This is a genomic window from Chitinophaga sp. RAB17 (assembly GCF_052114225.1).
GTDB lineage: Bacteria > Bacteroidota > Bacteroidia > Chitinophagales > Chitinophagaceae > Chitinophaga.
Genome location: NZ_JBFREI010000001.1, coordinates 905,822 through 919,530, shown reverse-complemented (window position 1 = coordinate 919,530; position 13,709 = coordinate 905,822). Strand labels below are relative to the sequence as shown.

The 13,709-nt window shown below is 45.4% G+C and carries 6 protein-coding genes; 2 read left to right on the top strand and 4 right to left on the bottom strand.

Annotated elements, in window-relative coordinates:
- The first annotated feature begins 6 nt into the window (after window positions 1-6).
- Both AB4Z08_RS03415 and AB4Z08_RS03410 read left to right on the top strand, forming a co-directional pair.
- Window positions 7-2,331 (top strand): M1 family metallopeptidase, encoded by a 2,325-nt coding sequence (locus AB4Z08_RS03415; protein WP_441572368.1) that lies wholly within the window; start codon window positions 7-9, stop codon window positions 2,329-2,331.
- Between the two features lie 84 nt (window positions 2,332-2,415).
- Window positions 2,416-3,225 (top strand): alpha/beta hydrolase, encoded by an 810-nt coding sequence (locus AB4Z08_RS03410; RefSeq protein WP_441572367.1) that lies wholly within the window; start codon window positions 2,416-2,418, stop codon window positions 3,223-3,225.
- 255 nt (window positions 3,226-3,480) lie between these two features.
- On the opposite strand, the gene AB4Z08_RS03405 is transcribed toward AB4Z08_RS03410, so the two are convergent.
- From AB4Z08_RS03405 to AB4Z08_RS03390, 4 genes are all read right to left on the bottom strand, one after another.
- Window positions 3,481-5,103 carry a RagB/SusD family nutrient uptake outer membrane protein gene (locus AB4Z08_RS03405; protein WP_441572366.1) on the bottom strand — a complete coding sequence of 541 codons (1,623 nt, stop codon included), beginning with the start codon at window positions 5,101-5,103 and terminating at the stop codon, window positions 3,481-3,483.
- Between the two features lie 26 nt (window positions 5,104-5,129).
- A complete protein-coding gene (locus AB4Z08_RS03400; RefSeq protein WP_441572365.1) occupies window positions 5,130-8,246 on the bottom strand; it encodes a SusC/RagA family TonB-linked outer membrane protein in 3,117 nt (1,038 codons plus the stop codon).
- A gap of 387 nt (window positions 8,247-8,633) precedes the next feature.
- On the bottom strand, window positions 8,634-10,214 hold the full coding sequence (locus AB4Z08_RS03395; RefSeq protein WP_441572364.1) for a SusD/RagB family nutrient-binding outer membrane lipoprotein: 1,581 nt from the start codon (window positions 10,212-10,214) through the stop codon (window positions 8,634-8,636).
- 12 nt (window positions 10,215-10,226) lie between these two features.
- Window positions 10,227-13,709: a SusC/RagA family TonB-linked outer membrane protein gene (locus AB4Z08_RS03390; RefSeq protein ID WP_441572363.1), complete on the bottom strand. Its 3,483-nt coding sequence runs from the start codon at window positions 13,707-13,709 to the stop codon at window positions 10,227-10,229.

The window sequence follows — 13,709 nt, the reverse complement described above, 5'->3', positions numbered from 1 at the left end:
CTGTTTATGAGAAAATATCTTTACCTCGCCGGGGTACTGTGTGGCAGCCTATGCACGTTGCAGGCGCAGAACAACCCGGGATCCAACCATGGCAACCGTTTTGAGCAGCTGGGCACTATGCTGCAAACGCCTAACATGTACCGCTCTGCTTCCGGCGCTCCCGGGCCAAAATACTGGCAACAACGCGCCGACTACGAAATAGAGGCCCAACTGGACGATGCAAAGCAAAAGCTGACCGGCGCAGAAACCATCACCTACTTCAACAATTCTCCCGACCCGCTCACCTATCTCTGGTTACAGCTCGATGAGAATGAACACGACCCTAACAGCGATAACCAGCAGTTTAACGAAAGCCGTATGTCAGATAAAATGACCATGGCTACGTTGAACAGCCTGTTGCCCTCCACTAAAGACCTCGGTGTGAAGATCGTGAAGCTCACCGATGCAAATGGTACAGCACTGCCTTATACGGTTAACCAGACCATGATGCGCATTGACCTGCCTAAACCATTGATGCCGGGCGAGAAATACCGCTTCAAAGTATCCTGGTGGTATAACATCTCTGATCGTATGACCGTAGGCGGCCGCGGTGGTTATGAATATTTTCCGGAAGATAAAAATTACCTGTATACCATTGCCCAATGGTATCCACGCTTAGCCGTGTATTCCGATTTTCAGGGCTGGCAAAACAAACAGTTTACAGGAAGAGGAGAGTTTGCACTCACCTTCGGTAATTTTCGTGTACGCATGACAGTGCCCGCCGACCACGTGGTAGGCGCCACCGGCGAATGCCAGAACTACCGGGAAGTGCTGACACCAGCGCAATACCAGCGCTGGCAGCAGGCACAAACCAGTAAAGAGCCAGTGGAAGTTGTTACCCTCGATGAAGCAAAGAAAGCGATGCAGGGCAGCGCAGCGAATACCAAGACATGGGTATACGAAGCGCAGAATGTACGCGACTTTGCACTGGTATCTTCCCGCCGTATTGTTTGGGATGCGCTGGCCACCAATGTAGAAGGCAATAAGGTAATGGCCATGTCGTACTATGGTCCCGAAGCCTACCCGCTTTATCGCCGTTATTCTTCCAAAGTAGTAGCACATACGGTAAAATCCTATTCTAAACATACCATCCCTTACCCTTACCCGGTGGCTATTTCAGTAGAAGCGGCGAACGGGATGGAATACCCGATGATTTGTTTCAACTACGGCCGTGCTGATAAAGACGGTACCTATTCTGAATCCACCAAAAACGGTATGATAGGCGTTATCACCCACGAAGTAGGGCATAACTTCTTCCCCATGATTGTGAACTCTGATGAAAGACAGTGGACCTGGATGGATGAAGGCCTGAATACTTTCTGCCAGTTTATGGCGGAACAGGAGTGGGATAGCAACTTCCCATCCGGCCGCGGACCTGCGCATAAGATTGTGGATTATATGAAGATGCCAAAAGATCAGCTGGAGCCGATTATGACAAACTCCGAGAATATTGTACAGTTTGGACCTAATGCCTACGCTAAACCGGCTACTGCATTGAATATTCTCCGGGAAACAGTCATGGGCCGCGATCTGTTTGATTTCGCTTTCCGTGAATATGCACGCCGCTGGGCTTTCAAACATCCTACACCGGCAGACTTTTTCCGCACGATGGAAGATGCTTCTGCAGTTGATCTGGACTGGTTTTGGCGCGGATGGTTCTTTGGTACCGAGCCGGTAGACATCTCCCTGGACAACGTTAAATGGTACAGGATGGATGGCAAAGATCCTAATGAAACAGCGAAGGCAGCACAGGCAGCCTATGATAAAGGTATGGATCATGTAGCCAGACAGAAAAACAAGGCTGCCGGTGTGAAATATACCGTAGATCAGGATACCAGTCTGCAGGACTTCTACAGCAAATGGAACCGCTTTGAGGTAAGCCCCGAAGATAAAGCTGCCTATAGCCAGTTTTACAACGGATTAAGCCGCGAAGAGAAAGCATTGTATGATAGTAAGAAAAACTTCTACCAGCTCACTTTCTCCAATAAGGGAGGTCTCGTGATGCCATTGATCATTGAGTGGACCTTTACCGATGGCACCAAAGAAACAGACCGGATCTCTGCCTATATTTGGCGTAAAGATGAAAATGAAGTCACCAAAGTATTTGCGAAAGATAAACAGGTAGCAGCTGTAAAAATCGATCCATTGCGTGAAACCGCAGATATCGATGAAAGCAATAACAGCTGGCCCCGGGAAGCCACTCCATCTAAATTTGAGTTGTTTAAGGCAGCCGGAGCGGTACGCGGTGCCTCTACCGGTGACAACCCAATGAAGAAAGCAAATTCGAAATAAACAAGCTATTTTATATTTTGTGGCGGCTATCATCTCGTATGATAGCCGCTTTATTTTTTTAGGATCCTTTTAAAAGCCTAAGTTATGAAACGACTAGCCCGTCTTTTACTTTTGATATGCCTGGTGCAAACAGCCAGGGCCGCGGATGTAGATACTGTTAATATTTATAGCGATAAAATGCACCGTGCCTACAAGTGTGTGGTCATTACCCCATCGTCTTATAAAAACGGTACGCGACGCTATCCGGTGGTATATCTCTTGCATGGTGCCGGCGGCAATTATGCCAACTGGGTAAAGAATGTGCCCATGGTAAAAGAACTGGCCGACGCTTATCAGTGTATGATCGTTTGCCCCGATGGAGCAGTGTCCAGCTGGTATTTCGATAGCCCGGTAGACAGCTCCATGCGCTTTGAAACTTATGTATCCAAAGAAATTCCAGCCTATATAGATCGGCATTACCAGACATTGCCCGAACCCGCCCACCGGGCTATTGCCGGTCTGAGCATGGGTGGACACGGCGCTTTGTTCCTCGCTATCCGCCATTCGGATGTATTCGGTGCAGCAGGTAGTATGAGCGGTGGGGTGGATCTTCGCCCCTTCCCGAAAAACTGGGACCTGGCAAAACGCCTGGGCCCTCCCGGAACAGACGGTGCTAACTGGACCGACTATACGGTCATTAAACAGATAGAACGCCTGAAACCAGGTACCTTATCCCTGATCATCGACTGCGGAGTAAAAGACTTTTTTATTGATGTAAACCGGGATCTGCATAAAAAATTATTGCTGGCAGGTATCGATCACGACTATACGGAGCGCCCAGGGGAGCATAACTGGGCATACTGGGGTAATGCCATCAGATACCAGTTATTGTTCTTTCACCAGTTTTTTCAGTAAATACTTTAAATAGGAAAGCCGGTCTTTAACAAGACCGGCCTTTTATTTTGTCCAATTCTTATGAAAAATTAAATATTTGTTCTCTCTGAAAAAAGTCCGTCAGCAGGAATACCAACGGCTATTATTTGAATGTGACCTATGTTGATTGAATGCTAAGCGAATTATGTTAAGAACCGCGAGGTTTTATATAATGCCGGTCCTCAACAGGACCGGCCTTTTTTATGCACGCGATTCAAAATAAAAAGTTGAATAATATCATGGTTTATCCCACCAGAGACGGGTACCGGCATTGTCAAGCCCACCGAGCAATGTCACTGCTTTATCCACTTCCGCTTTGTTGGAAGTATACTCTGTATTCGGGAATGGTAATCTTCTGATCTGGATGGTGGTGCTCACCAGGCCATTGCTGTAGTTGTTTACCACGGTAAATAATTTAGGATAACCGGTTCTGCGGAATTCAGACCATGCTTCCTGTCCTTCAGGGAATACGGAGATCCATTTCTGCGTGATAATGCGTTCCAGCTTCTTATCGAAGGTGGCTGCGTCATCCCATTTGATAGTAATATCAGTAGTAGCCGGTGCATTGTTAACGGCAAACTGCGGATCTACGTATGCAATAGGCTTGCTGGTATTATCATTCAGGTAGTTGGAAATGCTGGCAGCATCTGCATCCCATTGTGCCAATGAGATACCCACTCCTTTTTCATACAGTTGCTGTGGTGTTCCGCCAGCATTTTTCCAGCCTCTTAAAGCCGCTTCTGCACGGAGGAAAAATACTTCTGCAGATACCATCAGCTGTATAGGTGTGTTGTTACGGAAAGTTTTAGTTTCTCTGACAGCCGGAACGGAGTAACCGGTGTAACCAGGTTTTGCAGTAATGGTGCTACCAATACGGATACCTTTGTACGTGTTAGGATAGCTAACAGAGTGGTCAAAGTACTTTGGAAGACGCGGATCTTTATAACCAACGAGGAACGATTCCATAGATGCACTCATGGAACAATCTGTCCAGGAGGTAACAATGGTAAACAGTGGATGTCTCAGACCAAAGCCGGAAACCTGCACGTTGTCCTTGTTGATTTCCATTACGCCTCCGTTAGCAGGATCGAGGGCTTTTTCGCCTTCCGCCTGTGCGCGTGCAGCATCTACTTTTACAATGCGCATTGCCAAACGTAAACGTAAGGAGTTGGCAAACTTAATCCATTGCTTGTAATCACCGGCATACACCATATCAAACTTACCAAATGGTGTTAAGCCAGGGTGCGCTGCTACGAAAGCTTTCAGTGTAGTATTAGCGGTATCCAGCTCTTTAAAGAAACGATCGTATATAACGGATTGTGCATCATAGGAGGAAGTAGTACCACCACTACCATAGCTGCTGTATGGAATAGGGCCGTAAACATCCGTTACCCGGTGCATGGCTTCTACTTTAAGGATCAGCGCTACTGCCCAGAAATCAGGTGCAATGGTTTGTGCTCCTCTGCGTTTGATTTCATTAATAGGCGCCATCACGTTGTTATAAGCCAGGTTGAAAGTGAAGCTATTCCAGCCATCAATCATCTTATACGACAGGTTACTCTGGTTTCCCTGGAAATCATGTGGAGGTGTCAGATAACCGGAATAAGCATCTGCATTCAGATTTTGTTGGAGCTGATAATCAGCCGTGGTATTGCCGAAGTTGAAATAGATAGAAGACTGAATCTGCGGAAAGAATCCACCGATAAAGTTAAAATCTGCTTTCAGGTCGTCTTCACCTAACCCGGTTTTATCAGTATTATATTCCTCGAATTTTTTTGTACAGGCACTCATGGCCAGTATGCCTGCCGCAAGAGCGATAGCAGTTAACGGTTTGTATAGTTTGAATCTGATCTTTTTCATCTGCTTTGATTTAAAGGTGAACATCATTAAAATCCAACATTCAGGCTAAAGCCATAACTACGGTTAGCAGGCATACTGAAAATGTCTACACCAGAAAGACCGTTGCCGGTAGACATGGTGATTTCAGGATCATATGGCGCCTTTTTGGTAATGTACCAGAGGTTTCTGCCAATCAGGGTCATACGGATGCTTTTTACGAAGCCATGTCCAAGTACACTGGATGGGATAGTGTAAGCAAGTGATGTTTCACGTAATCTTACAACAGTACCATCGTACATGTACTCGCCGGTAACACCATCACGTCCGCCTATTACACCATACCAGGTGGCAGCATCAATTTTGGTCACTTCTTTTTTAGTTTCTGTATTGATACCGTTGATGGTTACACCACCATTTTTACGTGCATCGCCGGTTTCAGCAGATACACCGTATTTATCCAGCAAGGCTTGTGTCAGTGACATTACTTTACCACCAAATTTGCCATCTACCAGGAAGTTCAGGCTGAAGTTTTTGTAAGAAAGATTGTTGCTCCAACCACCCTGCCATTTTGGAGTAGGGTTACCTATCAGCACGTTGTCGGAAGTAACCACTGGTTTGCCATCACTGCCAATCTGTACACGGCCCTGATCATCACGCACCAGTGTTTTACCATAGATGTCGCCATAAGAGCTTCCTTTCGACAGGATTAAAGCATAGTTGTTAGAGTTGGGAGGAGTGAGTACAAACTGATCAATGTTTGGCGCCAGCTCTATCACTTTGTTTTTATTCTGAGAGTAGTTGATAGTGGTATTCCAGTTGAAATCTTTGGATTTAATCACATTGTAACCTAACATCACTTCCACACCTGAGTTCTGGATATCTCCTGCATTGATGAAGCGGAAGCTATAACCGGTTCCTGGTGGTACGGCAATCTGGAAGTATTGATTTTTGGTATTGGTTTTATAGTAAGTGAAATCAAAGCTTAATCTGTTCTGGAGGAAACGCCATTCTGTACCTAACTCAAATGATTTTGTTCTTTCTGGTTTCAGGTCAGTGAAAGGCGCCTGGTTGTTGAATACAAATGTTCCGCCTACAGCACCTAACCTGTTTCTTGGGTTAGTTACATACACCGGAACAGAGTTGCCCACATCAGCAAAAGAAACACGCAACTTACCGTAGCTTACCGGTTCTGGTAAGTTCAGCAGCTGATGTACCATCAATGAAGCACCTACAGATGGATAGAAATAAGATCCATTAGGAGTGAATGCCAGTTTGGAAGACCAGTCGTTACGGCCGGAGAAGTCCAGGAATACGAGGTCTTTAAATGACAGGTTCACGTTACCAAATACTGCCTGTAATTGTTCGTGATTTTCCGGAGCCGTGAGAATTAAACTACCTGGTGTCATGTTCTGTAATGCAAAGAAATTAGCTACATACAGATCACCGTTGAAAGAATCGCCGAGTGTACCTTTGGTACGTATATCACTGATGCTGGTACCTAAGAGTGCATTCAGTTTAAACTGACCGAAAGATTTATTCAGGTTTACGATGAAGTCACCATACATCTGCGTAGTAGTGAGTTCGCTGGTGATGTAACGGCCATTAGGACCTGATAATACACCCTGTGTACCTGCGTAAATTTTTCCATCATAGTTATCAGTGGTGCGGTCTATATTACCACGTGCCTGTACATATAACCAGTCAGCAACATCATATTTGCCGGAAAGGCTGGCCAATGTTCTGTTACGTTTCGCTTCGCTGCCATTCCTGTTAACGATCCAATATGGATTTTGCTGTAAATCCTCATCAAAAGGCCAGTTTTGCAGATCAATCTGACGGTCTTTATCAAATTTGGTATAGTTTGTTTTGTAAGGAGACATATCCACCCCTCTTGGGAACAGGTACAAGCCAGTCAGCGGGTTAAAGTATAAACCGTTTACAGGGCCGTTGTCCAAAGATTGTGTTACGATATTTACATTACCATCCAGCGTTAATTTATCATTCAGGAATTTGCCGGTTTCTCTGAACGTAAAGTTATTACGTTTAAGGTCATTGCCCGGCATTACACCCTGTGCGGTAGTATTGGCGTAGGAAATGAAAGTTTGTGCTTTTTCTGTACCACCGGAGAAATTGATGGAATTGATCCAGGTATTACCTGTACGATAGAAATCACCGATATTATCGTGCGCGTTGCTGATATCTTTACCCCAGCTCTGTGTAGATCCTGGTTCTGTAGGACCATATGAATTCTGCAGTTTCGGAGTATATGCAACTTTATCCAGGGTAATACCGCTGGAGAATTCTACTTTGGAATTACCAGCTTTACCTTTTTTAGTGGTAATGAGGATAACACCATTGGCAGCCTGACTACCATATAAAGCCGATGCGGAAGCACCTTTTAATACAGAGATACTTTCGATATCATCGGGGTTCAGGTTGGAGATACCATCACCACCATCACGACCGGGAGAGTAGGTAATGTTACCATCACCACCCCAGGTACTATTGGGTTGTTGTGTGGTATAGTTGGTCATTGGAATACCATCTATTACATACAACGGTTGGTTGGAACCCTGTGCGGATTTGCTACCACGGAGCGTTACTTTTACGGAACCACCTACACCGGAACTACTCTTGCTGATGTTGATACCAGGAGCCTTACCATTGAGGGAGTTCATTACGTTCGCATCTTTAATTGTACTGATTTCTTCGTTGCCGATGCGCTGTGTGGAGTAGGTGAGTGATTTGGCCGCTTTCTTTACACCGAGTGCGGTTACTACCAGTTCATTTAATCCTTTAACGTTGTCATTAAGTCTTACATTCACTGATGCACTGCTACCTACTGTTACTTCGGTAGGTTCAAATCCGATAGAGGTGAATACCAATACATCACCTGATTTTGCGGCAAGGTGATAGGCACCCTGGTTATTTGTCTGAGTACCTTTGGTGGTTCCTTTTATTTGTACGGAAACACCAGGAAGTAAAGTTCCTTTGGCATCCTTTACGGTGCCGCCGATTTCTTTTTCCTGATAAGCGCTACGGAATGAAGATGTGGGCGACCAGGGATTGCCGGCTGCCTTCACATATGCACTGTCTGCTAATATGGAAGTGAGCGCCAGACCGGTCATAGCACACACTTTCATAAGGCGTAGGTTTTTTTTCATACTTGCCTTTTTTTTGGTTAATAAATGGGATTTGTATTGTTGAATTAAACTGACCATTTTTAATAGCGTGCATTGTTAGAAAATACGGAGCCGTTAGCATGGCGCGCACCATCCTTCGGGTCCTGATATTATACATGTTTTACTGTTGGCTACCTGTCCATAGGGGCGTGCAAGGCCTCATTGCTCATGGCAATGTGTAATCCGGGTTGAGTCGCAGCAGTATATTGTTATGTGTTTTCCTTACATGAAATGTTGTTTTTATAACGTCCTATTTTTACAGGCAGCATAGCTAATGAGCGCTGAAATGTTGCGCTACAGGAAAGGAGTCGTGTGTACGTATAAATAGTACTATCGGGTTTTAAAAAATTCTTAACTTTTTTTTAATTCTTATCGAAGGTCCCACCAGAGCGGAGTTCCGCCATTGTCTAAACCCTTTAATGTGAGTACAGCACGTGCTACTGCCTGAGGATTTGTGTTCAACTCCCGTTGTGGCATGGGTAAGCGGCGGATAAATTTTTCTGAAGAGATAGTGCCATTACTATTATTTATCACTACCGGAAATAATTTAGGATAGCCGGTGCGGCGAAATTCGCTCCAGGCTTCCTGTCCTTCCGGAAACATGGCAATCCATTTCTGGGTGATGATGCGTTCCAGCTTTGTTTGTACATTGTCGCCCTCGTTCCATTTAATGGTGATGGTGCTTAAATGTTTGTCGCCGGCTGGTACATTGTTATCTGCATTTTGTGGATCAATATAGGGTTTGGGTTTGTCCACATTATTATTCATATAGTCGTTAACGTTACTGATATTGTATTGTTTGAAAGAAGCAGTAATACCGGCTGCATAGTTCGCTGCGGCTGTCCCGGCGCCCTTCCAGCCATACAATGCTGCTTCCGCCTTCAGGAAGTATGCTTCGGCCGTTGTCATGAATTGTATTTTACTTTCAAACCTGACAAGCGGAGAAAAACCACTGTATTCTTCTTTTGCAGAAATTTTGATGCCATTACGGATACCATGATATACATTTACACCATCATCGGTAGGCACAAAATAATGGGATAACCGCGGATCTTTGTAACCAGTGAGAATGGATTCCATGGGAGCACTCATTCGCAAATCTGCCCAGGTATAACACATAATATTCAGCGGGTGTGTAACCGGCGAAATATTCACCGAAAAATTATCCTCCGGCGCAGATTGCAGTAAGCCTAAAGGATGACTGAGCGCAGCTTCCCCTTCTTCTTTGGCCTTTTTAGGGTCTACACCTGAAATACGTATAGCCAGCCGCAAACGCAGGGTGTTGGCAAATTTTACCCACTGGGTATAATCACCTTTATATACAAGGTCAAATGCCTGGATACGTTGCGGCGCTCCTCTTTTGATATAGGCAGTGAGGGTATCTATGCCCTGTGCCAGATCTTTGAAAAAAGCATAGTAAGCTTGTTGCTGGGAGTCATATTCTATACCCATTTCGCCGTTGGTTTCACCATAATGGGTATAAATAATTGGTCCGTAAATATCACTGAGGCGATGCATGGCTTCTACTTTGATTATCTGTGCCCAGGCATAAAAATCAGTAAAAGTATCCTTGGATTTCATCTGTGCAAAGTCACAGGTCTTCATCACCCGGTCGTAGGTTACTACCCAGGGGTTGTTGTTCCAGTAATACAGCAACCCATAATTGGTGTTATTAACATTCCCTTCAAATGGAGTAGGGGCCATCATATAACCGGAAAATACGTCTGCATTCAGATTCTGTTGCAGTTGTGCAGTAGGAGGGTCGTTGTAAATGAGCAGGTTTAACTGCGCCTGTGATAAAGGTTCCCCCATCAGCCGGAAGTCGGCTTTTAGTTCATCTTCATCAAAATCGTAGGGATTTTTGTTAATCTCAGCAAACTTTTTCGTACAGGCACTTGCCAGCAAAACAGCCAATAGGGCGAATAATGTGGTGATTTTCCAGTTTTTCATTTGTGAGTATTTTTAAATTCCTAATCTCAGGTTGATACCCATGCTGCGCACAGGCGGTAATCCGAATACATCTACGCCCTGCAAACCATTGCCGGTGCCCATAGATACTTCCGGATCAAATGGTGCGTGTAATTCAAAAAAGAACAGGTTCCGGCCAATGATTCCCATGCGCATATTGCGTATCCATTTCCACTTCAAAGGAATGCGATAGCTCAGGCTCAATTCCCGTAAACGGATATTGGTAGCGCTGTACATATACATTTCTCCAATACCTGCCCTGCTGCCAATGGTGGTGTAATAAGTTTGCGCGTCAATTTTTCCGGTATAAGGACTACCATCTTTATTAACCGCCCTGATGCTTACCCCTCCGTTATCCCGTGCCAGGGCGCTCGTTTCACTTACACCATACCAATCTAATACCGCCTGGGTTACGCTCATTACTTTTCCGCCAAAACGGCCATCTATCAAAAAGCTCAGATTTAAATTCTTATAGTCTATGCTGTTATTCCACCCCAGCGTAAAATCAGGATTGGGATTCCCTACTTTTTTAAACGCATTACGCGTTTGCAACTTGCCTGCAGCGTCCAGCATATAAGCCCCATTTTCATTCTGCACCAACTCTTTGTTAGAGTAAATATCTCCCCACGACCCACCTTCCATGATAAAGGAGCCGAACATATTCACACCAAAATCAGTCAGCACAAACATGCTGCTGGTGTCTGCTCCAATGATCCGTGAATTGGTAAGCGATACGATCTTATTTTTATTGGTCGCAAAATTAATGGTGCTGGTCCAGGAAAGATCTTTATTACGTATAGGCGTCAATGTGAGTGTTGCTTCCAATCCCTGGTTCTGTATATTACCCATGTTCAGATAATAGGTGTTATACTTGATACCCAGTGGAGCCGGCACTTCCATATACTGTTTGTAGTTATTATTTTTGTAGAAAGTAATATCTGCGGTAATCCTGTTTTTGAGCAGATGTGTTTCCAGTCCTATCTCAAAGGCACGGTTATCTTCCGGTTCCAGGGAAAGGCCCGGATAAAGGATGCGCTGATTAAGCATTACCCGGCTAACACCGGCAATAGTTTGTAAAGAAAACTGTGCCGGCCGGGAAGAATAAGCGGCAATGTCGTTGCCCACACGCGCATAGGAAATCCGTGAGCGCAGAAAATCTACAGGGGCCGGCATCTTAAACATATCGCTCCACACAGCAGAGAGACCGGCAGAATAATAAAAATATCCTTTATCCATGGTAGAAGTGAACGCAAAGGTGCTGGACCAGTCGTTTCGTCCGGTGAGATCCAGGAAGAGGAAGTTTTTAAATCCCACCTGCACGTTTGCGAAGAGGGCCTGCAGCTGCTTCTGATCTACACTGTGCTGCGCATCCATAGAATTGCTCGTAATATTGGATACGGAAAACTTATTGGGATAAATCAAACCCGGATCTGCGTTGGGATTAGAGCCATTAAAAGTACGTTCATGTGCTTTGGTGTCTGTAATGCTGGCGCCAATATTCCCTGATAGGTTCAGCCACTTATTTACTTTTCTGCTGGCATTCACCATCAGATCTCCATAGAGCTGTGTATTAAATTCTCTTTCCAGCGTATAGCGGCCATTGGAGCCGGCCAGTACGATCTGTGTGCCGGCATAGGCTTCAAGTTCATACTGATCCAGTGATTTATCAAAGTTGGCGCGTCCTTTCACGGCTAACCAGTCATTGAGCTGCCAGGTAAGCGACAAGGTGGCCAATCCCCGGTAACGGGTATCCAGTCGCAGGTTACGCAGCAATGCCCACATCGGGTTCTGCTGATCATCCTGCCCTATCCATCCTTTATCATTCCGGATGTCCCACCAGTTCTGCATATACAGGCTACGGCCGGCATCGTAATATTCGAAGTTGTTTTTATAATAACTAAAATCCTGTCCCCGTGGAAAAGTATACAGACCGGAAATAGGGCTGTAGTATAATCCGGAGGACAACCGGTTCTCTGTATTTTGTGCAGTAAAAGAAACGTTGGCGTCCATTACCAGTTTTTCATTCAGCAGTTTTAATGTTTCGCGTAGGTTGACAGTATGTCTGTTGAATTTATTGGTAGGCAATATGCCTTTGTTGGTGGTGTTGGCGTAGGAAAAATAACTTTGTGCTGTTTCGGTGCCGCCACTGAAGGCGATAGTATTGGTCCAGGTGGATCCGGTATTATAGAAATTTTTTACGTGGTCAGGAGCCTGTACAGGCGTGCCCCAACTGCCGAGAGAACCGGGTTGCGGCTTCCCTACGCGGTCGATCCCGGGAGGATCTGTTTGTCCGTAACGGTATTGTAAAGAAGGTAGGAGAGAAGGTGTTTCCCTGGTGTAATCAGAGGAAACATCAATTTTGCTTTTGCCGGGTTTCCCTTTCTTGGTAGTAATGAGGATCACGCCATTCGCGGCCTGACTGCCGTACAGTGCAGCTGCGGAAGCACCTTTCAAGATGCTGATGCTTTCAATATCATCGGGATTGATATTGGAAATACCATCTCCGCCATCCCGGCCGCCGGCGCCGGTGATATTGTGTGATTGCCCCCACACATCTGTTGGTTGGGAAGGCGTGTAATTAGCATACGGTACTCCATCTACAATATACAGTGGCTGATTTTCCCGGGTAGATTTGTTGCCACGTAAAACTACCCTTACGGAGCCGCCAACGCCGGAAGCACTGCGGGTAATAGTAACGCCGGCTGTTTTCCCGTTCAGACAGTTAATCACATTGGCGTCTTTCACCAGTTGAAGATCATCTCCATCCAGTTGTTGTGTAGCGTAAGGAAGTTCTTTGGCTTTTTTCTGCAGGCCCAGCGCAGTGACAACCAACTCGTTCAGTGCTTTCACGTTTTCCTGCATACGTACGTTGATGTCATCTTCTGTACCTACCAGTACTTCGCGGTTTAAAAAACCTACGCTACTAAACACAAGCATATCGCCGGTGCTGGCTTTCAGTGTAAAACCAGCATCGGCGTTTGTTTGGGTCCCTTTATTAGTGTGTTTAATCTGTATGGTTACTCCCGGGAGCGGCGTGCCTTTATTGTCGCGTACTATTCCTTTGATGTCCCTTTCGAGTGATACATGATTTAGCAGATCTACAGTGGGTGAGGGTCCGGTGTCACTTGCTGCGCCTACAATGATTTTGTTATTGATTCGGGTAAACTTTAATCCTGACTGAGTTGACATTAACGCGAGCACCTCATCGATGGGTGTTTTGTTGCAGTTTAAGGTGATCTTTTTCTTCAGGTTAAGATCAGTCTTGTCGTAGTGAAAGTTTAGCCCTGTTTTTACCGAAATTTCGGTCATTACATCTTCCAGGTTTTTATTTTTTACCTGGATGGTGACAACAGTCGGTGGCGGGTCGGGTGTTTGCGTGATAGCGCTAGTCGTAGTATTCAAGCTCCCCGCCAACAATAGTGTCAGCATCAACCCCATGGATACAAACCATTTCACGGGGCATGGCCTTACCCTCAT

Excerpts from the sequence above, each read along its gene's own strand:
- AB4Z08_RS03415 (WP_441572368.1), top strand. The coding sequence starts at position 7 with ATGAGAAAATATCTTTACCTCGCCGGGGTACTGTGTGGCAGCCTATGC.
- AB4Z08_RS03410 (WP_441572367.1), top strand. The coding sequence starts at position 2,416 with ATGAAACGACTAGCCCGTCTTTTACTTTTGATATGCCTGGTGCAAACA.
- AB4Z08_RS03405 (WP_441572366.1), bottom strand. The coding sequence starts at position 5,103 with ATGAAAAAGATCAGATTCAAACTATACAAACCGTTAACTGCTATCGCT.
- AB4Z08_RS03400 (WP_441572365.1), bottom strand. The coding sequence starts at position 8,246 with ATGAAAAAAAACCTACGCCTTATGAAAGTGTGTGCTATGACCGGTCTG.
- AB4Z08_RS03395 (WP_441572364.1), bottom strand. The coding sequence starts at position 10,214 with ATGAAAAACTGGAAAATCACCACATTATTCGCCCTATTGGCTGTTTTG.
- AB4Z08_RS03390 (WP_441572363.1), bottom strand. The coding sequence starts at position 13,709 with ATGAGGGTAAGGCCATGCCCCGTGAAATGGTTTGTATCCATGGGGTTG.